This window comes from Streptomyces zhaozhouensis (genome assembly GCF_900230195.1).
GTDB lineage: Bacteria > Actinomycetota > Actinomycetes > Streptomycetales > Streptomycetaceae > Streptomyces > Streptomyces zhaozhouensis.
Map to the genome: position 1 here is coordinate 333,240 of NZ_OCNE01000001.1, position 19,207 is coordinate 352,446.

The following is a 19,207-nucleotide window of genomic DNA, read 5'->3' on the forward strand; positions in this document are numbered from 1 at the left end:
GGGCTGGGTGATCGACCGCGCGAAGGTTCGAGGTGACCCTAGCGAGGTGTCTTTATCCGGTTCAAATCCTGGCGGGCATATTTTACTTACCTCACACTGACCGAGGTCGTTTCCGCACCCTGTGTGGACGACAAACACCCGGCAACCCGAGCCAAGCGGGCAAAGCACCCCAACGGGCCTCCGGCCCCCCAACACCCCGAAACGCCCAACTCCCCGTCGCCTCCCGTCTCCTGGGGGTACCCGCGCGCCGACCGCCGGAACCACCCGTTCGGCCCAGGCGGTCACCCGGCGCCGCGGGCGGGGGACTTCGGGCGTCCGGCCGGCCGTCCGGGTCAGGTGCGGGCGAGCCTGTTGAGCAGCAGCCGGGAGGCCACCGGCCAGGCGCCGGACCTGGCGATCCCCTCGGCCACCTCGCGGTCGCTGGAGACCACCACCACCGGCCGGCCCACCGGTTCGGCCCGCACCAGCTGCCGGATCAGCTCGTCCGCCGTCTCCCCCGCCGGGCTGAAGAGCACCCGCACGCCGCGCGGCGGCGTCAGCAGCACCGGCGCCGCCAGCTCGGCGCCGTCGAAGACGCAGGTCATCTCCGCCCCGCTCTGCGCGGCCAACACCGCCAGCCCCCGCATCAACCGCGCCCGCTGGCGCTCCAACGGCATCGTCGGATAACCGGTCTTGGTCACGTTGTAGCCATCCACGACCAGATGCGCCTGCGGCAGCGCCAACAACTGATCGAGAACCGCCGGGTCCTCCCCGTCCAACGCCCGCCGCGCGATGTCCCCCGGCCCCGGCTCACCCGGACTGACCGACGCCACCGTCTCCGCCGGCAGCCGCCCCTCCCGCGCCGGCGGCAACGCCAGCTCCCGACGCAACCCCTGCGCCGCGTCCAACACCGTATCCAACAGCAGTCGCAGCCGCGTGTCCTCGATCCCCCGCTCCTCCCGGACCGACCGCCGGCTCGCCTCCAACGACGCCTCCGCCCGCGCCAACCGGCCGCGCAGCCGCCTGGCCTCGCTCTCCGACGTCACCCGCGCCGACTCCGCCGACGCCCGCACCTCGTCCAGCTCCGCGCGCAGCTTCCGCACCGCCGCCTCGCCACGCCGCACGTCCGCGTGCGCGCTGCGCAACTTCCGGTGCAGCGCGTCGCTCTCCTTGCGCGTCGCCTCCAGCTCCGCCCGCAACCGCTCCTGCTCGTCGCGCGCCCCCTCGCGCGCCCGCGCCAACTCCTCGCGCAGCTCCGCCAGCTCGCGCTCCCGCTCCTGTCCGGCGCGCTCCTCCTGCGCGCGTTGCGCCTCCTCGCCGGCCGCGGCCACCAGCTTCGACCAGCCCGCCGGACGCAGCAGAAAGGCCGCCGCCGCCACCTCGACCGGATCGGCCGCCGGCGGCGGCGCGCCGCGCTCCACCGCCTCGGCCAACTCGGGCGCGCCCGTGCGCAGCACCGCACCCACCCGGTGCCGGAAGAACGTGTCGGACTCCAGCGCCGCCGCCATGGCGGAACCGCCGAACTTCACCCGACGGGGTGGCGTGAACCGCGCGTACTGCCGCAACGGTCCCGGCAGCTCGTTCAGGGTCAGGCCGTCGAACGCCTCCCCGGCGAGCTGGATCACCCGCCCCCTGACCCGCTCGGGCAGCGGACGGTCCAGGGCCTCGGCCGACTCACCCGCCTCGGGTGCGGCCCGATCCCTCGCCTCCTCACCGTCCGTCGGTTCCACAGCTGCACACCATTCGTCGGTCCCAGCGGCGACCGGTCGGCCGGCGCTCCCCCTCCCCTACGTATCTCCGTCACACCGTGGTTCACCCTACGGCCTGGTACCCGCCGCGTCTGCGGGCCCCGCCCGGCCGGCCGGCCCCCCGAACCGTCCCGCGCCACGTCCGCGCCATCCCCGGGAGCTATCGTGTGGCCAGCCCCGGGCAGGCCCCGGGCGAACGACGACGACGGACGGAAACGAGGCGCAGCCGTGATCACTTCGATCGTGCTCATCAAGACCAGCGTGGACCGCGTCCCCGAGGTCGCGGAGCGGATCGCGGCCCTGGAAGGGGTCAGCGAGGTCTACTCGGTCACCGGGCCCCACGACCTGATCGCCCTCGTACGGGTGCGGGAACACGACCAGTTGGCCGACGTCATCCCCGCGCGGCTCAGCAAGATCCCCGGCGTGGAGTCCACCGAGACCCACATCGCCTTCCGCACCTACTCGCAGCACGACCTGGAGGCCGCGTTCGCCATCGGCCTCGACTCCTGAACGCGCGCGGGGCCGCGGCCGCCCGGGACCGAAGCCGGGCGCCCGCACCCGTACGGGGGCGGGCGCCCACGGCCCGAAGGGCCAACGGCCGTCTCAGCGGTGGGTCGTGGCGATCCACCGCTCCAGCGCCGCCCCCGCCGCGCCCGAGTCGATCGACTCCGCCGCCCGCGCCATGCCCGCCGCGATCCGCTGCGGCAGCGGCGCGTCGTCCGGCTCCGCGGCGGCCAGCCCGGCCGCCGCGTTGAGCAGCACCGCGTCCCGCACCGGGCCGTGCTCCCCCTCCAGCAACCGCCGCGCCACCGACGCGTTGTACGCCGCGTCGCCGCCGCGCAGCGCCTCCACCGGGGACAGCTCCACCCCCACCGACCTCGGGTCGAACGACTCCTCGGTCACCTTCCCGTCCCGCACCGCCCACACCGTGGAGGTGCCGGTGACGGTCAGCTCGTCCAGCCCGTCGTCGCCCCGGAAGACCAGGGCCGAGCTGCCGCGCTCGGCGAGCACCCCGGCGAGGATCGGCGCCATCCTGGCGTCCGCGACGCCGGTCGCCTGCGCCGTCACCCGCGCCGGGTTGGTCAGCGGACCCAGGAAGTTGAAGAACGTCGCCACCCCCAACTGCTTGCGCGCCGAACCGGCGTGCCGCAGCGCGGGGTGGAAGAGGACCGCCGGGCAGTAGGTGATGCCGGCCTCGACCGCCACCTCGGCCACCCGCTGCGGTGTCAGGTCCAGGTTGACGCCGAGCTGCTCCAGCACGTCCGTCGCCCCGCTGGCGCTGGACGCCGCGCGGTTGCCGTGCTTGACGACCCGCATCCCCGTGCCGGCGACCACGATCGCCGACATGGTCGAGATGTTCACCGTCCGCGCCCGGTCGCCGCCGGTGCCCACGATGTCGACGGCGGGACCCGGCACCTCGATCACGTTGGCGTGCCGGTACATCGTCTCGACCAGCCCCGAGACCTCCTCCACCGTCTCGCCCTTGGCGCGCAGCGCCACGGCGAAGCCGGCGATCCGCACGTCGCCGGCCTCCCCGCTCATGACGCGCTCCATCGCCCAGGCGGTGTCCTCACCGGTCAGGTCCCGGCCGGCCAGCAACGCGCTCAGCACGTCCGGCCAGTCGCGCGCCGCCCCGGTGTCGCCTCCGGCGGGGGTCACAACGCTCATGGGAATCACTCCTGGCGGTTATCGACTGGACGAGCGGAAACCGGCCGACCGGTGACGGACACCCCGACGGGGCGCCCGTTCGGCGGCCGTGGCACCGAAGCCTAGCGGCGGCCGGTGACGCGTGGGGCACCGTGTTCGGTCTCCGGACGGTCGTTCCGCCGAACCCCGGCCGACGGGGAAAGGGCCGTGGCCCCACCCGTGCGGTGACGGGTGGGGCCACGGCCCCGGAAACCGGCCCTGCGGCCGCGACCTCAGTGGTGGTCGCCGTGGCCCTCGGTGATCTCCTTGTACTCCTCGCGGGTCGGCTTGGTGATCTGCGCCTGCTCCCCGAAGTACGCCTTGCTGAACCTGGCCCGCACCCGCTCCAGCGGGTTGACCGGGCGCCGCACGCCGTTCTTGTCGGTGTCGGGCCCCAGCTCCAGCGGCTTCTGCTGCTCGTGCGCCGTGAGGGTGTACAGCTGCTCCTGCGAGAGCGGCTCGTGCACCTCGACGAACTCACCGTGCGGCAGCCGCTTGATGATCCCGGACTCCCGGCCGTGCAGCACCTTCTCCGCGTCCCTGCGCTGGAGGCCCAGGCAGATCCGGCGGGTGACGAAGAACGCCACGACCGGCAGGACGAAGAACCCGATGCGGCAGAACCACGTGATGGCGTTGATCGACAGATGGAAGTGGATCGCCCACAGGTCGTTGCCACCGGCCAACATGCACACGCCGAAGGCGGTCAGCCAGGCCATGCCGAAACCGGTCCTGGTCGGGTTGTTCCGCGGACGCTCGGCGATGTGGTGCTCGCGCGGGTCCTTGGTCACCCAGGACTCGAAGAACGGGTACAGGGCGATGGCCGTCAGCAGACCCGGGAAGACGATCAGCGGCACCAGCAGACCGAAGTTCAGCGTGTAGCCGCCCGGGATCACCCACTCCCAGCCGGGCATCATCCGGACCAGGCCCTCGGAGAAGCCCAGATACCAGTCGGGTTGCGCGTTGGTGGAGATCTGGTCCGGCCGATAGGGGCCGAGGACCCAGACCGGGTTGATCGTCACGGTCGCCGCGATCAGGGTGATCACGCCGAAGACCAGGAAGAAGAAGCCGCCCGCCTTCGCCATGTACACCGGCAGCAGCGGCATCCCGACCACGTTGTCGTTGGTCCGGCCGGGACCCGCGTAGTGGGTGTGCTTGTGGTACACGATCAGGATCAGGTGCGCGACCACCAGGCCCAGCATGATGCCCGGCAACAGCAGCACGTGCACCACGAAGAACCGGGGGATGATGTCGTACCCGGGGAACTCGCCGCCGAAGAGGAACATCTGGATGTAGGTGCCGACCACCGGCACCGCCAGGATCGCGCCCTCCATGAAGCGGATACCGACGCCGGAGAGCAGGTCGTCCGGGAGCGAGTAGCCGGTCAGACCGGTGAACAGCGCCAGCACCAGCAGCAGGAAGCCGAAGAGCCAGTTGATCTCACGCGGCTTGCGGAAGGCGCCGGTGAAGAACACCCGCATCATGTGCATGAAGATGCCGACCACGAACAGCAGCGCCGCCCAGTGGTGGATCTGGCGGACCAGCAGGCCACCCCGCACGTCGAAGCTGATGTCCAGCGTCGAGGCGTACGCCTCGGACATCATCACGCCCTGCATCGGCTCGAAGGAGCCGGTGTACTCCACGTGCCCCATGCTCGGCACGAAGAACAGCGTCAGGTACACGCCGGTCAGCATCACGATGATGAAGCTGAACAGGCAGATCTCGCCCAGCAGGAACGACCAGTGGTCGGGGAAGATCTTGCGCATGTTGGCCTTGGCCAGGCTGTAGATGCCCAGCCGGCCGTCGGCCCAGTCGGCGACCTTCTCGCCCGCCGGGGCCTTGCCCCGCGCGGTGCTCTTCCGGGGTTCCGTTGCCGTACTCATCCGCGCTCCCAGAAGCTCGGTCCCGGCGGCTCCTCGAAGTCGCCGAGGGCCGCGAGATAACCGTCGTCGTTCACCGTGATCCGCAGCTGCGGCAGGGGGTGACCCGCCGGGCCGAAGAGCACCCGCGCGCCGTCCGACAGGTCGAAGGTCGACTGGTGGCAGGGGCAGAGGGCGTGGTGGGTCTGCTGCTCGTAGAGCGTGGCCGGGCAGCCGATGTGGGTGCAGATCTTGGAGAAGCAGAGGATGCCCTCGTGCCCCCACTCGGCCGAGCGCGGATCCTTGATGTCCTCCGGCTCCAGGCGGACCAGCATCACCGCGGCCTTGGCGATCTGCGCGTGGAAGTCGTGGTCGTGGTGGTCGAGGTCGTCCGGCATCGCCTGCGTGAGCGAGCCGACCACGATGTCCTCGGGGCGCAGCGGCTCGCCCGTGTTCTCGTTGACGATCACCGAGCCCTCGCGCCAGGCGGTCTTGCGCAGCTTGTCCTCGGGCAGCGGACCGAGGTCGCGCAGCAGGACCACGCCGGAGAGCGGCACCAGGGCGACCGCGCCGAGCATCGTGTTCCGCACCAGCTTGCGCCGGCCGATGCCGGACTCCTCGGCGCCCTTGCGGAACTCCTCCAGCACGTGGGCCTTGACCTCGGGGGTCGCGGCCACCGCGTGCCGCTCCTCGGAGCGCTCCTCGTCGGACATCAGGGTGCGGGCCCAGTGGATGGCGCCGGCACCGATGCAGAAGAGCGCGGTCCCCAGGGTGGTGCCGAGCGCGAAGTTCAGCCCGCTGATGTGCCCGATCGGCCAGATGTAGACGATCCGGTCGATCGGGATGGCCACGTAGGCGACGATGAAGCCGATGGTCGCCAGCATGGAGACGGTGAACAGGAGGGCCACGGTGCGCTCGGAGCGCTTGGCGGCTCGCTCGTCGATGTCCTGCCGCCGATGTTCGTGCGGGGGCAGCCCCGGGTCGGCGAACGGGTCGTCCAACACGGCCAGTTCACCCGAGCGCCGCTCACCGGGGAGGTGATCGTCGGACACGTCTTTTCGCGTTTCCGTTTCTTGGGATGAGGTGGTGGGGTCGCGGTCGTCGCTCATGACTTCCTGGCCTTAGCGCTCCGGGCCCCGATCCAGACCGTCAGGGCGACGAGCGCCCCGATACCGAAGGTCCAGGCGAACAGGCCCTCGCTCACCGGGCCGAAGCCACCGAGCGAGAAGCCGCCCGGGCTGGGCGACTCCGAGGTGTTGACCGCGTTCAGCCAGGCGATGATGTCCCGCTTCTCCTGCTCCGGCAGCACGGTGTCGGGGAAGGAGGGCATGTTCTGCGGGCCCGTCAGCATGGCCTCGTAGATGAAGATGGGCTCCACGTCGTCCAGGCCGGGAGCGTACTTCCCGTGGGTCAGCGCGCCGCCCTGACCCGTGAAGTTGTGGCACTGCGCGCAGTTGGTGCGGAAGAGTTCGCCGCCCCTGGCCGCGTCGCCGTCCGCCGGGTCGTAGGCGGAGGCCTCCGGGACCGCGGGGCCCGGACCCAGCGAGCCGATGTAGGCGGCCAGTTGGTCGATCTCGGCCTGGGTGTACGCCCGGGGCTTGGCGGGCGCCTGGGCGCCCGGGTTCTGCAAGGGCATCCGGCCGGTGCCGACCTGGAAGTGGACCGCGGCCGGGCCCACGCCCACCAGGCTCGGGCCGTCGCTGCCGCCCTCACCTGACCTGCCGTGGCAGCTGGAGCAGCCGACCCGGTAGAGCGCCTCGCCCTCGTCGATGGCGAGAGACTGGGCCCTGTTGTCGGCCTGCGCCTCCTCGGCGGGCGCGAAGGCGGCGTACAGCCCCCCGGTGGCCGCCAGCGCGATGAGGAGGACGACAAACACCGCCAGTGGATGGCGCCGTCGTGCGGAGAGCTTTTTCACGGATTACCCCGGTGTCAGGATCTTCTGCGTCGGTGCTGGGAACAAACGTCCGGTGCGGCGATGGGCTACTTGATCAGGTAGATGGTGGCGAAGAGGCCGATCCACACGACGTCCACGAAGTGCCAGTAGTACGAGACGACGATGGCCGTGGTGGCCTGCTCGTGCGTGAACCGGCGGGCGGCGTAGGTCCTGGCGAGGACGAACAGGAAGGCGAACAGCCCGCCCAGCACGTGGAGGCCGTGGAACCCGGTGGTCAGGTAGAAGGCCGAGCCGTAGGGGCCGGAGGCCAACGAGACGCCCTCGTGCACCACCAACTCGACGTACTCGGTGACCTGACCGCCGATGAAGATCGCACCCATCGCGAAGGTGATCACGAACCAGAGCCGGAGGCGCTTGACGTCACCCCGCTCGGCCGCGAACACCCCGAGCTGGCACGTCACCGAGGAGAGCACCAGGATCGTCGTGTTGGTCAACGAGAAGGGCAGGTTGAGCGAGTCCGCGTTCTCCTGCCAGTACTCGGGGCCCATCACCGAACGGAGGGTGAAGTACATCGCGAAGAGGGCCGCGAAGAACATCAGCTCGGAACTGAGCCAGATGACCGTCCCCACTGAGGTGACGTTCGGCCTGTTGACCGACGGGATCGCGTGCCCGGTGTCTACTGCTGTTGCTGTCGCCACGCCCGTCATTATGTCGGTCGCTTTTCCGGCGCTTGTCTCGGGGGTGGGGTTCGGTGTGTCAGTACCCGTCCCCCTGCCTGTGACCCCGCCGGACGGAGTAGCATCACGGCGCAACGGACAACCCCCAGCGGGCGGAGGAACGATGCAGCGCAGCGCCACGGTGCTGGTCTACAGCGACGACGTCAACACCCGGGAGCAGGTGCGGCTGGCCGCGGGGACGCGCCCGTCCACGGACCTGCCGGCCATCGAGTATCTGGAGTGCGCGACCCTGCCGGCCGTGCTCTCCGCCCTGGAGAACGGCGGCGTCGACGTCTGTGTGCTGGACGGCGAGGCGGTCCCCGCCGGCGGGATGGGCGTCTGCCGGCAGATCAAGGACGAGATCTTCGAGTGCCCGCCGGTGCTCCTGCTGATCGGGCGCGCGCAGGACGCGTGGCTCGCCACCTGGAGCCGCGCCGAGGCCGCGGTGGCGCACCCGATCGACCCGGCCGAGCTGACGGGCGCCCTCACGGGGCTGCTGCGCGAGCAGCTGCCCTCGGCCGCCTGAGAGTTCGCCTCCCGCCCCCGGGGGCGCGGGCGGCGCGTGAGCGCGTCAGACGCTCGGACGCAGCCGCCCGGCCGCCGGCTGGGCGTGGTCGTCGCCCTGCTGGAGCGCGCTGCCCTCCAGCCACTCCTCCCAGCTCAGGTTCCACTCCCCGAAGCCGTTGCCGAACGCGGCCATGTCCTCGCCCTCTCCGTTGACGTGCTCGACCACGTCACCCGGTTTGATGAGGTCGAAGAACCACTGGGCGTTCTCGTCGCTCATGCCCGTGCAGCCGTGGCTGACGTTGGCGGAGCCGTGTGAGGCGGCCGACCAGGGCGCGCCGTGCACGTACTCGCCGCTCCAGGTGAGCCGGGTGGCCCACTGCACGTCCATGTCGTAGGACTCGGCGCTGCCGGCGGGGATGCCGATGCTGGTGCCGGTCATCCGGACGTTGGGCTCGCGGCCGAGCACCACCTTCTTGCCGTTCCTGGTGCGGAAGCCCTCCTTGCCCGTGGTGATGGGGACGGAGCGCACCTCCTCGCCGTCCTGGTAGACCGTCATGGTGTGCGCCGAGATGTCGGCCACCGCCTCGACCCGCTCCCCGGTGCGCAGCTCGACGGACTCGGCCTCGCCGCCGCGCAGGCCCTCGGCTATGGCGACGCCCTCCAGCTGGGAGGTGACGGAGATGGTCGTGTGGGCCGGCCAGTACTCGCGCGGGCGGTAGTGGAGCTCCTTGTCGTCCACCCAGTGCCAGGCCCCCTCCACCTCGGGCTCGGTGGTCACCCGCAACGAGGACTCGACCAGGGCGCGTTCCCGGTCCCCCGCGATCTCCTCGCTCAGCTCGGCGGTGATCGGCTGGCCGACGCCGTAGGTGCCCGCGTCGGGTCCGAAGGCGACGTCGACCCGGTCGGCCTTGGAGGAACCGGTGCGGAAGCTGTGCTCGCCCCGGCCGGGCTCCCCGTCGCCGTTCTCCGTACTCACCTGAACGGTGTAGTCGGCGCCGGCGGTGAGCAGGTCGCTGCTGCGCCAGGAGCGGCCGTCGGCGGCCAGCTCGCCGGAGAGTCTGCGGCCTCCGGCGTCGGTGGCCACGACGTCGGTGATCCGGGCTCCCTGGGCGCTGGCGGACACCTTCAGCGGGGAGTCGGGGTCGACCTCGGCCTCGCCGGAGGCGGAGCCGAAGGAGAGGTGCTGGAGGGCGTCGTAGGGCTGTTCGCTCAGCGATCTGGCATCACCACCGCACGCGGTGAGGCCGGCCAAGAGCGGGGCGACTATCAGCGTGCACCGGATCGCGATCCGTGTTGAGAGGCTCATAGCCACAAAATACGAAGATTGCCCCGAAAGGGCCCGCCGCCCGCCGTCAAACGGGTGGGCCCCCGGAACGCGCGCGTTCCGGGGGCCCGACCAGCTCAGCGACCTGTCACTGCGTCTGGTTCTCACCGCGGTAGTACTCGAAGACCCACAGCCACAGGCCGACGAACATGACCGGCACGGTGAAGATGAGGAACCACCAGCCGAAGACCGGGCCCAGGAACGCCAGCGCGGCGCCCGCGCCCAGCAGCAGCGGGGCCCAGCTGTGCGGGCTGAAGAAGCCCAGCTCACCCGCGTCGTCGGCGACGTCCGCGTCCTTGTTGTCCTGGGCGCCCACGTCCACCCTGCGGGCGGTGAAGATCAGGTAGAACCCGATCATCGCGGAGAGCGCGAAGGACAGGAAGAGCGCCGTGGTGCCCACCGGCTCCTGGGACCAGAGGCCGTAGACGACGGCCACGGCCAGCATGAAGACCGCGAGCCAGGCGAAGAGGTGTCCCTGGATCCTCATGCGCCGGCCTCCTTTCCGGTGAGGGCCTCGGCCTCGTGGCGGGCCTCGTTCTCCAGCTGGTCGAGTGCCGCGACCTCGGGGTGGTGCAGGTCGAAGGCCGGCGACTCGGAGCGGATCTTGGGCAGGGTGACGAAGTTGTGCCGGGGCGGCGGCGAGGACGTCGCCCACTCCAGCGAACGCCCGTAGCCCCACGGGTCGTCGGTGTTGACGAACTCGCCGTACTTCCACGTCTTCCAGACGTTGTAGAAGAACGGCAGCAGCGACATGCCCAGCAGGAACGAGCTGATGGTGGAGATGGTGTTCAGCGTGGTGAACCCGTCGGCCGCCAGGTAGTCGGCGTACCGGCGCGGCATCCCCTCGGCGCCCAGCCAGTGCTGCACCAGGAAGGTGCCGTGGAAGCCGACGAAGAGCGTCCAGAAGGTGATCTTGCCGAGCTTCTCGTCCAGCATCTTGCCGGTCCACTTCGGCCACCAGAAGTGGAAGCCGGCGAACATCGCGAAGACGACGGTGCCGAAGACCACGTAGTGGAAGTGGGCCACCACGAAGTAGGTGTCCGAGACGTGGAAGTCCAGCGGCGGCGAGGCCAGGATGACGCCCGTCAGACCACCGAAGAGGAAGGTGATCAGGAAGCCGACGGACCAGAGCATCGGGGTCTCGAAACTGAGCGACCCCTTCCACATGGTGCCGATCCAGTTGAAGAACTTCACGCCGGTGGGCACCGCGATCAGGAAGGTCATGAACGAGAAGAACGGCAGCAGCACCGCGCCCGTCACGTACATATGGTGTGCCCAGACCGTCACCGAGAGGCCGGCGATGGTGATCGTCGCGGCGACCAGGCCGATGTAGCCGAAGATCGGCTTGCGGCTGAAGACCGGGATGATCTCCGAGACGATGCCGAAGAACGGCAGGGCGATGATGTACACCTCGGGATGGCCGAAGAACCAGAAGAGGTGTTGCCACAGGATCGCGCCGCCGTTGGCCGCGTCGAAGATGTGCGCGTCGAAGAGCCGGTCGGCCGCGAGGCCGAAGAGCGCCGCCGCCAGCACGGGGAAGGCGAGCAGCACCAGCACACCGGTGAGCAGCACGTTCCAGGTGAAGATCGGCATCCGGAACATGGTCATGCCCGGGGCGCGCATACAGATGATCGTGGTGATGAAGTTGACCGCGCCCAGGATGGTGCCGAAGCCGCTGAGCGCCAGGCCCATCACCCACATGTCGGCGCCGACTCCGGGGGACCGGATGGCGTCGGAGAGCGGCGAGTAGGCGAACCAGCCGAAGCTGGCGGCGCCGTTCGGCGTGAAGAAACCGCCGACCGCGATCAGACCGCCGAACAGGTACAGCCAGTAGGCCAGCATGTTCAGCCGGGGGAACGCCACGTCCGGCGCGCCGATCTGGAGCGGCATGATCCAGTTGGCGAAGCCGGCGAAGAGCGGTGTCGCGAACAGCAGCAGCATCACCGTGCCGTGCATGGTGAACAGCTGGTTGAACTGCTCGTTCGAGACGACCTGGGTGCCGGGCCGCGCCAGCTCGGCCCGCATGATGAGGGCCATCGCGCCGGCGGCGACGAAGAAGATGAAGGACGTCAGCAGGTAGAGGGTGCCGATGGTCTTGTGGTCGGTGGTGGTGAGCCACTTGACGACCACGGCACCGCGCTGCCGGCGACGCTGCGGGGGTGTCGCAGCCTGGTGCGACGCTTCGTTGAGCGCGCTGGGGGATTCCTCGACGGAAGTCACGATCGGCCCTCGTTGGTCTCTGCGTTCACAGCGGCCTCGGTCTGCTCGATGCCGGCCGGCGCGAACCCGGTCTGGCCCTTCTCCGCCAGTTCCTGGAGGTAGGCGTCGTACTCGTCCGGCGAGACCACCTTGACGTTGAAGAGCATCCGGGAGTGGTCCACGCCGCACATCTCGGCGCACTTGCCGAGGAAGGTGCCCTGCCGGTCCGGGGTCACCTCGAAGCTGTTGACGTGTCCGGGGATCGCGTCCTGCTTCATCAGGAACGGAACCACCCAGAAGGAGTGCACCACGTCCCTGGACGTGATGATGAACTGCACGGTCTCGCCCTCGGGGAGGACCAGCGTCGGGCCCGGGTTGCCGGTGTCCGGGTCGCGGTCGGCCGGGGTGCCGATCTCGTAGACGCCGTCGGCGTCGTCCGGGACCCGGTCCATCATCCGGTCGGGGATGGAGGCCAACTCCTCGGCGTCCTGGGCGTACTCGTCGGAGACGCCCACGGGCTCCAGGTAGTTGAAGGCCCAACTCCACTGGAAGCCCACCACGTTGATCACGTGGTCCGGCTCGTCCGAGGTCTCGAGCAGCTCGGTCTGGTCCCGCGCGGTGAAGTAGAAGAGCACCGACACGATGATCAGCGGCACGAGCGTGTAGAGCGCCTCGATGGGCACGTTGTACCGGTTCTGCGGGGGAACCTCCACCTTGGTCCGAGACCGCCGGTGGAAGAAGACACTCCACAGGATCAGGCCCCAGACCAGCACCCCCGTTGCCAGTGCGGCGGCCCAGGAACCCTGCCACAGGGCCAGGATGCGGGGCGCCTCCTCCGTGACCGGGGTGGGCATACCGAGCCGGGGAAAGTCCTCGGATGTGCAACCTGTCGCGGTTGCCAGGACCAGGCCCGCGATCAGCGCCTGCGGCAGAACCCGCCGCATCGGGCGCCGCGACGAGCGGTCGGAGCCGTTGGGACTCACGTAGCGCCTTCCCGAGAGTCTCGCCCATGTCCGGGCTGCCATCGCACGGAGCGGGGCCGGCCCTGGCACGGGCAGGGTTTGGATGTTTATGCGGACCAAACCCTACTGGACGCTCCCGGGGGTCACGCGGGGAGGGTGCCCAACGCGCCGTGCGGGCCCACGAAGGGGTTGTACCGGGGTTGTTAGCGTGGCGGACGTGGCTTACTTCGACGCGGCCTCGGCGCTGCCCCTTCACCCGGTCGCGCGGCAGGCACTGATCGCCGCGGAGGCGGACGGCTGGGCCGATCCGGCCAGGCCGCACCGGGAGGGGCGCCGGGCGCGGATGCTGCTCGACGCGGCCAGGGAGACGGCGGCCGAGGCGGTCGGGTGTCGGCCGGACGAGTTGGTCTTCACCTCTTCCGGTACCTCCGCGCTGCACCGGGGCGTCGCGGGCGCGTTGGCCGGCCGGGTCAGGGTCGGACGCCATCTGGTGGTCTCGGCCGTGGAGCACTCGGCGGTGCTGCACGCGGCCGAGGCGCACCGCGCCGCGGGCGGCACCTCGGCCGAGGTGCCGGCCGACCGGCTCGGCCGGGTGGGCCCGGACGCGGTGGCCGAGGCGCTGGCGGCGGCACCCGGCCCGACCGCGTTGGCCTGTGTGCAGTCGGCCAACCACGAGGTGGGCACGGCGCAGCCGGTGGCGGAGATCGCCGGGGTCTGCCGGGCGGCCGGGGTGCCGCTGCTGGTGGACGCGGCGCAGTCGCTCCCGTGGGGGCGGGTCGAGGAGGGCTGGTCGCTGCTGACGGGCAGCGCGCACAAGTGGGGCGGTCCGGGCGGCGTCGGGCTGCTGGCGGTGCGCAAGGGCACCCGCTTCGCACCGCCGGGACCCGCCGACGAGCGGGAGTCGGGCCGGGCGCCCGGCTTCCCGCACCTCCCGGCGATCGTGGCGGCGGCGGCCTCGCTGCGCGCGGTGCGGGCGGAGGCGGAGGCGGAGGCCGCGCGGCTGGCGGCGCTGGTGGAGCGGATCCGGACGCGGGTGCCCGAGCTGGTCGAGGACGTGGAGGTGGTGGGCGACCCGGTGCGGCGGCTGCCCCACCTGGTGACGTTCTCCTGTCTCCATGTCGACGGGGAGGCGCTGCTGCACGCGTTGGACCGGGCGGAGTTCTCCGTCTCCTCCGGCTCCTCGTGCACCTCCAGCACGTTGACCCCCAGCCATGTGCTGCGGGCCATGGGGGTGTTGTCGGAGGGCAACGTGCGGGTCTCGCTGCCGCCGGGCACCGCGCCGGAGGAGGTGGAACGTTTCCTCGATGTGTTGCCCGCGGCGGTCGCCGGGGTGCGGGAGCAGCTGCTGGGGCCGGCCGACGGGCCGGCGCCCGTCGTGGACGCCGGCGAGGAGCTGGTGGTCGACGCCCTGGGGCGGCGCTGCCCGGCGCCGGTGATCGAGCTGGCCAGGGCCATCGGCCGGGTGCCGGTGGGCGGGACGGTGGCGGTGCTGGCGGACGACGTGGCGGCCAGGCTCGACATCCCCGCCTGGTGCGAGATGCGCGGGCAGGAGTACCTGGGCGAGGCCGGGCAGGCCCACCGGGTGCGGCGGCTGGCCTGAACCGCGCCGGTCGCCGCGTCCCGCGCCCGCTCACTGGATGAAGGGGCGGACCTCCTCGGCGGCGTCGTCGCCGTACGCCTTGGTGAAGCGCTCGATGAACGAGCCCCGGTTGAGCGTGTACTCCTGGGTGCCGACGGTCTCGATGACCAGGGTGGCCACCATGCAGCCCAACTGGGCCGCGCGCTCCAGGGAGGTGCCCCAGCTGAGTCCGGAGAGGAAGCCCGCGCGGAACGCGTCGCCCACGCCGGTCGGCTCGACCTTGGCGGTCTCCTCGGGGCAGCCGACCTGGATCGACGGCTCGCCGGCCCGGTCCACGCGCACCCCGCGCGCGCCCAGGGTGGTGACGCGGGTGCCGACCTTCTCCAGCACCTCCTCGTCGCTCCAGCCGGTCTTGCTCTCGACGAGGGCCTTCTCGTACTCGTTGGTGAAGAGATAGGCGGCGCCCTCGGTCAGCAGCCGGATCTCCTCGCCCTCCATCCGGGCCAGCTGCTGGGAGAAGTCGGCGGCGAACGGGATACCCCGGGTGCGGCACTCCTCGGTGTGCCGCAGCATCGCCTCGGGGTCGTCGGCGCCGATGTGCACCAAATCGAGCCCGCCGACGCGCTCGGCGACCAGCTGCAACTCGATCAGCCGGGCCTCGCTCATGGCCCCGGTGTAAAAGGAACCGATCTGATTGTGATCGGCATCGGTCGTGCAGACGAAACGCGCGGTGTGCAGCATCTCGGAGACCCGCACCGAGTCGCAGTCCACGCCGTGCCGCTCCAGCCAGGCGCGGTACTCGTCGAAGTCCTGGCCGACCGCGCCGACGAGGATCGGTCGGGCACCCAACTGGCCCATGCCGTAGCAGATGTTGGCGCCGACGCCGCCGCGTCGCACCTCCAGGCCGTCCACCAGGAAGGAGAGAGAGACCGTGTGCAGTTGGTCGCCCACGAGCTGGTCGGCGAAGCGACCCGGAAAGGTCATCAGATGGTCGTTGGCGATCGAACCTGAGACAGCGATGCGCACGAGGGCTCTCCAGGGGCAGGCAGCGAAAGTCAGCGTCAGGCTACCCCGCGTGGAACCTACGGTGATCGGTCGTCGTCACATTGGTGATTCCGGTGAGCGATGCGCATCCGGTGGGCGACATGAGGAGCTGACGTGCGGGACGAGGAGAGCCACGAGACGACCCGTCGACGCTGGCCCGCGGTGACCGCGGTGGCGGCCAGCGTGGTCCTGCTGGCCGGGACCTTCTACGGCGTCGGCATGGCCGAGGACGGCGAAGACGGGAGCGGGGACAGGGACGAGCCGCTGGCGTTGGACGCCCGCGAGGGCGTCGGCGAGCTGGCGATGGACGGCGCCTCGGCGCCGGCGCGGCCGGCGCTCGGGCCGCTGGTCCTGGAGGGGGACCCGCCGCCGGCGCCGGAGGCGGCGGCCGTGCACCACTTCGACGAGGACGGCGTCGACGCCGCTCGGGTCGCCGCGCTGGCGGCCGACCTCGGGCTGGCCGGCGAACCGGTGGCCTCGGGCGGGAGTTGGACCGTCGTCGGCACCTCGGACGGCGAACGGGAGGGCGCGCTGCTGGTGGCCGACGAGGCCCCGGGGCACTGGTTCTACTCCCTGGACGGGACGGTGGCCGACGCCACGGGGGCCGTCGCCGAGCCCGCCGGGCCGGGGAGCACCTCCGACGATCCCGACGCCTCGGTCTCCTCGGACGGGACGCTCTCGTCCGAGGGGATGCCGCCGGCCGACGGCCGTCCGGCGCCCACCGAGGAGGAGGCGCTGCGCGCCGCCGGCCCGCTGCTGGACGCGTGGGGCCTGGAGGACGCGGCCGTGGACGCCTCCACGGTCAGCGGCGCGCACCGGCAGGTGGTCGCGGAGCCGACCGTCGGGGGGCTGCCGGTGGCCGGGATGGACGTGGTGGCGACGGTGGGCCACGGCGGCGAGCTGCTTTCCGTCTCCGGGGTGCTCGGGGTGCCGACCGAGGGCGAGGAGCGCCCGGTGTCGGACGCGTCCGCCGCGCTGGAGCGGGTCAACGAGGGCGCCGGCACCGCGGCCGCCCGCGACACCGGCCGGCCCTGCCTCCAGCGGGGTGCCGACGAGGCCCCGGCGGACGAGGCCCGGGCCGACGGCGCCCGGGCGGACGAGAGCATCGAACCCGCGCTTCCCGACCTGCCCTGCGACGCCCCCGGGGACGAGCCGGCTGAGGCGACGCCGGCCACCGTGGAGCTGGGGCTGTCGCTGGAGCGCTCCGAGGGCGAGCCGCTGCTGGTCCCGGCGTGGCTCTTCCGCGCCGAGGACGCGGAAGGACGGCGGCACACCGTGGCCGAACCTGCGGTGGAGCACGTCCCCTCCCCCGCCTCCGGTGACGACGACGCGCGCGTCGGGGAGGGCGGGGACGGCGAGGCCGAGGAGGGGGACGGAGCCGAGTCCGTCCCGGCCGAGCCGGCCGAGCCGGCGGAGCTGCCGGCCGCCGGCCTCTCGGTGGTCGACCACGCGCCCGAGGCACGCACCCTGACCGTGAGCTTCTGGGCCGGGGTGTGCGACACCTACCAGGTGCGGGCGCACGAGACGGACGAGGAGGTCACGCTCTCCGTGGAGCGCGTCGGCCCCGAGTCCGACGAGGTCTGCATCATGCTCGCGGAGCAGCAGACGGACGAGGTCGCCCTGGACGAGCCGGTCGGCGACCGCCGGCTGGTCGACGAGGAGGGCCGGGAACTGACGACCCGCTGAGCCGCGCGCCGGCGCACAGCACACGAGGGGCGGCGCCCGGGAGACCATCCCGGGCGTCGCCCCTCGTCACGCGTCGGCGCGCGGTCCTCACCCGAGGGCGGAGTCCCGCGTCACGCGTCAGCTGAAGGAGTCGCCGCAGGCGCAGGAGCCCGTAGCGTTGGGGTTGTCGATGGTGAAGCCCTGCTTCTCGATGGTGTCGACGAAGTCGATGGAGGCGCCACCGAGGTAGGGGGCGCTCATCCGGTCGGTGACGACCTTGACGCCCTCGAAGTCCTTGACCACGTCGCCGTCGAGCGAACGCTCGTCGAAGAAGAGCTGGTAGCGCAGACCGGAACACCCACCGGGCTGGACGGCCACCCGCAGCGCCAGGTCGTCACGCCCCTCCTGCTCCAGCAGGCCCCTGACCTTGGCCACGGCCGCGTCGGAAACGATGATGCCGTCGACCGCGGCCTCTTCCGTTACGGACATCTGCGAATCTCCCGGGGTAGTTCGGAATGCTCTGCCGAGGGCGGTAACGGAACGGCCCGCCGAGGTATTCCCCGTCCGCCGCGCCTTCTTCCGCGGCCCTCTCTCTCATGCTCGCACACCGGGGATCGCCCGCACACGGTCGCGCGGGAGAGTGACGCGATCGGCAGGGCCCGCGCATCGTCAAACTGACGCGAAGGAGTTATGCTCCATAACGTCAGTAAGACGAAAAGACGGTCGGTCGAACCTCCGCCCTGACCGGCCGGAGGAACCCGCCACCAGAAAGGGTGCCGCCGTGACCAGCGCCCAGCCCCTCGATGTCGAGCCGACCCCGTTGGCGCTGCTGCTGCTCGGCCGGGAGTCCGACCCGGCCAGCGAGCGCGGCGTCGACTGCCCCGGCGACCTGCCGGCACCCTCCGACCCCGACCTGGTGGAGAGGGCCAGGGCCGCGAAGGAGGCCCTCGGCGACCGGGTCTTCGTGCTCGGACACCACTACCAGCGCGACGAGGTCATCCAGTTCGCCGACGTCACCGGCGACTCCTTCAAGCTCGCCAGGGACGCGGCGGCCCGCCCGGAGGCGGAGTTCATCGTGTTCTGCGGTGTGCACTTCATGGCCGAGTCCGCAGACATCCTGACCGGCGACGACCAGCGGGTGATCCTCCCCGACCTGGCGGCCGGCTGCTCCATGGCCGACATGGCCACCGCCGAGCAGGTCGCCGAGGCCTGGGACGTGCTGACCGACGCCGGCGTCGCCGGGGACACCGTTCCCGTCAGCTACATGAACTCCTCCGCCGACATCAAGGCGTTCACCGGCCGCCACGGCGGCACCATCTGCACCTCGTCCAACGCCAAGCGCGCACTGACCTGGGCCTTCGAGCGGGCCGGCGACAACGGCAAGGTGCTCTTCCTCCCCGACCAGCACCTGGGCCGCAACACCGCCGTCCGCGAGCTGGGCCTCACCCTCGACGACTGCGTCGTCTACAACCCGCACCGGCCGAACGGCGGCCTCACCGTCGAGCAGCTGCGCGCGGCGAAGATGATCCTGTGGCGCGGCCACTGCTCGGTGCACGGCCGCTTCTCCCTGGAGTCCGTGCGCGAGGTCAGGGAACGCGTCCCCGGCGTGAACGTCCTCGTCCACCCGGAGTGCCGGCACGAGGTCGTCGCCGCGGCGGACCACGTGGGCTCCACCGAGCACATCATCGCCACCCTGGACGCGGCCCCCGAGGGCTCCCGCTGGGCCGTGGGCACCGAGCTGAACCTGGTGCGCCGGCTGGCCAACCGCTACGCCGACCAGGGCAAGGAGATCGTCTTCCTCGACCGCACGGTCTGCTTCTGCTCCACGATGAACCGGATCGACCTGCCGCACCTCGTCTGGTCGCTGGAGTCGCTGGCCGCCGGCAAGGTCATCAACCGCATCGAGGTCGACCGGGAGACCGAGCACGACGCCAAGCTGGCGCTGGAGAGGATGCTGGCGCTGCCCTGAGCGTCGCAACGTTCCCGCCGTGGCGGGCCGGGCCCTCCGGCACCGCTCCCGGCGGGACCACCGCCCGGAAGGACACTCG

General features: G+C 71.4%; 17 protein-coding genes. 5 read left to right on the plus strand and 12 right to left on the minus strand.

Translation table 11 applies throughout. The features are described from left to right. Positions 1–332: 332 nt before the first annotated feature. Positions 333–1,709 carry an NYN domain-containing protein gene (locus CRP51_RS01560; protein WP_097229076.1) on the minus strand — a complete coding sequence of 459 codons (1,377 nt, stop codon included), beginning with the start codon at positions 1,707–1,709 and terminating at the stop codon, positions 333–335. Between the two features lie 246 nt (positions 1,710–1,955). On the opposite strand from CRP51_RS01560, the gene CRP51_RS01565 reads away from it, so the two are divergent. Next, complete coding sequence (locus CRP51_RS01565) at positions 1,956–2,237, plus strand: Lrp/AsnC family transcriptional regulator (protein WP_097229077.1); 282 nt, start codon at positions 1,956–1,958, stop codon at positions 2,235–2,237. Between the two features lie 93 nt (positions 2,238–2,330). On the opposite strand, the gene trpD is transcribed toward CRP51_RS01565, so the two are convergent. The 5 genes from trpD to ctaE form a co-directional block, all read right to left on the minus strand. Beyond that, a complete protein-coding gene (gene trpD / locus CRP51_RS01570) occupies positions 2,331–3,395 on the minus strand; it encodes an anthranilate phosphoribosyltransferase (protein WP_097229078.1) in 1,065 nt (354 codons plus the stop codon). Between the two features lie 251 nt (positions 3,396–3,646). Next, positions 3,647–5,293: a cytochrome bc1 complex cytochrome b subunit gene (qcrB, locus tag CRP51_RS01575; RefSeq protein WP_097229079.1), complete on the minus strand. Its 1,647-nt coding sequence runs from the start codon at positions 5,291–5,293 to the stop codon at positions 3,647–3,649. Further along, the gene (gene qcrA / locus CRP51_RS01580; RefSeq protein WP_170970393.1) at positions 5,290–6,378 is read right to left on the minus strand and encodes a cytochrome bc1 complex Rieske iron-sulfur subunit; all 1,089 of its coding nucleotides are present in this window, start codon (positions 6,376–6,378) and stop codon (positions 5,290–5,292) included. The genes qcrB and qcrA overlap by 4 nt, the downstream gene beginning before the upstream one ends. Beyond that, positions 6,375–7,184 (minus strand): cytochrome bc1 complex diheme cytochrome c subunit, encoded by an 810-nt coding sequence (gene qcrC, locus CRP51_RS01585; protein ID WP_097229080.1) that lies wholly within the window; start codon positions 7,182–7,184, stop codon positions 6,375–6,377. Before qcrC ends, qcrA begins: the two co-directional genes overlap by 4 nt. 65 nt (positions 7,185–7,249) lie before the next feature. Next, positions 7,250–7,870 (minus strand): aa3-type cytochrome oxidase subunit III, encoded by a 621-nt coding sequence (ctaE, locus tag CRP51_RS01590; protein WP_097229081.1) that lies wholly within the window; start codon positions 7,868–7,870, stop codon positions 7,250–7,252. 133 nt (positions 7,871–8,003) lie between these two features. Between ctaE and CRP51_RS01595 the strand changes: the two genes are divergently transcribed. Further along, positions 8,004–8,405, plus strand: coding sequence for a response regulator transcription factor (locus CRP51_RS01595; protein WP_097229082.1), 402 nt, complete (start codon positions 8,004–8,006; stop codon positions 8,403–8,405). Between the two features lie 45 nt (positions 8,406–8,450). On the opposite strand, the gene CRP51_RS01600 is transcribed toward CRP51_RS01595, so the two are convergent. The 4 genes from CRP51_RS01600 to ctaC all read right to left on the minus strand — a co-directional run bounded on the left by CRP51_RS01600 (position 8,451) and on the right by ctaC (position 12,892). Then, entirely contained in the window at positions 8,451–9,692 is a 1,242-nt protein-coding gene (locus CRP51_RS01600) for a L,D-transpeptidase (protein ID WP_097229083.1), read from the minus strand. Between the two features lie 106 nt (positions 9,693–9,798). After that, positions 9,799–10,197 (minus strand): cytochrome c oxidase subunit 4, encoded by a 399-nt coding sequence (locus CRP51_RS01605; RefSeq protein WP_097229084.1) that lies wholly within the window; start codon positions 10,195–10,197, stop codon positions 9,799–9,801. Continuing rightward, on the minus strand, positions 10,194–11,930 hold the full coding sequence (gene ctaD, locus CRP51_RS01610) for an aa3-type cytochrome oxidase subunit I (RefSeq protein WP_097229085.1): 1,737 nt from the start codon (positions 11,928–11,930) through the stop codon (positions 10,194–10,196). Before ctaD ends, CRP51_RS01605 begins: the two co-directional genes overlap by 4 nt. Further along, positions 11,927–12,892, minus strand: coding sequence for an aa3-type cytochrome oxidase subunit II (gene ctaC, locus CRP51_RS01615; protein ID WP_097229086.1), 966 nt, complete (start codon positions 12,890–12,892; stop codon positions 11,927–11,929). The genes ctaD and ctaC overlap by 4 nt, the downstream gene beginning before the upstream one ends. 196 nt (positions 12,893–13,088) lie before the next feature. Here ctaC and CRP51_RS01620 point away from each other — a divergent pair, with 196 nt between their 5' ends. After that, the gene (locus CRP51_RS01620) at positions 13,089–14,471 is read left to right on the plus strand and encodes a cysteine desulfurase/sulfurtransferase TusA family protein (RefSeq protein WP_097229414.1); all 1,383 of its coding nucleotides are present in this window, start codon (positions 13,089–13,091) and stop codon (positions 14,469–14,471) included. Between the two features lie 30 nt (positions 14,472–14,501). Here the strand turns inward: CRP51_RS01620 and CRP51_RS01625 are convergent, their stop codons facing one another. Then, positions 14,502–15,476 (minus strand): carbohydrate kinase family protein, encoded by a 975-nt coding sequence (locus tag CRP51_RS01625; RefSeq protein WP_097229087.1) that lies wholly within the window; start codon positions 15,474–15,476, stop codon positions 14,502–14,504. Positions 15,477–15,608: 132 nt separating this feature from the next. On the opposite strand from CRP51_RS01625, the gene CRP51_RS28670 reads away from it, so the two are divergent. After that, positions 15,609–17,180 (plus strand): hypothetical protein, encoded by a 1,572-nt coding sequence (locus tag CRP51_RS28670; protein WP_097229088.1) that lies wholly within the window; start codon positions 15,609–15,611, stop codon positions 17,178–17,180. Between the two features lie 117 nt (positions 17,181–17,297). On the opposite strand, the gene CRP51_RS01635 is transcribed toward CRP51_RS28670, so the two are convergent. Further along, entirely contained in the window at positions 17,298–17,648 is a 351-nt protein-coding gene (locus CRP51_RS01635) for a HesB/IscA family protein (RefSeq protein ID WP_097229089.1), read from the minus strand. Between the two features lie 292 nt (positions 17,649–17,940). On the opposite strand from CRP51_RS01635, the gene nadA reads away from it, so the two are divergent. Beyond that, positions 17,941–19,128 (plus strand): quinolinate synthase NadA, encoded by a 1,188-nt coding sequence (gene nadA / locus CRP51_RS01640; RefSeq protein WP_097229090.1) that lies wholly within the window; start codon positions 17,941–17,943, stop codon positions 19,126–19,128. The last annotated feature ends 79 nt before the right edge of the window (positions 19,129–19,207 follow it).

What these genes read in the sequence shown, in the direction of transcription:
- qcrA (WP_170970393.1), bottom strand. Translation starts at nt 6,378, where the DNA reads ATGAGCGACGACCGCGACCCCACCACCTCATCCCAAGAAACGGAAACG.
- CRP51_RS01600 (WP_097229083.1), bottom strand. Translation starts at nt 9,692, where the DNA reads ATGAGCCTCTCAACACGGATCGCGATCCGGTGCACGCTGATAGTCGCC.
- qcrB (WP_097229079.1), bottom strand. Translation starts at nt 5,293, where the DNA reads ATGAGTACGGCAACGGAACCCCGGAAGAGCACCGCGCGGGGCAAGGCC.
- ctaE (WP_097229081.1), bottom strand. Translation starts at nt 7,870, where the DNA reads ATGACGGGCGTGGCGACAGCAACAGCAGTAGACACCGGGCACGCGATC.
- CRP51_RS01605 (WP_097229084.1), bottom strand. Translation starts at nt 10,197, where the DNA reads ATGAGGATCCAGGGACACCTCTTCGCCTGGCTCGCGGTCTTCATGCTG.
- CRP51_RS01635 (WP_097229089.1), bottom strand. Translation starts at nt 17,648, where the DNA reads ATGTCCGTAACGGAAGAGGCCGCGGTCGACGGCATCATCGTTTCCGAC.
- CRP51_RS01595 (WP_097229082.1), top strand. Translation starts at nt 8,004, where the DNA reads ATGCAGCGCAGCGCCACGGTGCTGGTCTACAGCGACGACGTCAACACC.
- trpD (WP_097229078.1), bottom strand. Translation starts at nt 3,395, where the DNA reads ATGAGCGTTGTGACCCCCGCCGGAGGCGACACCGGGGCGGCGCGCGAC.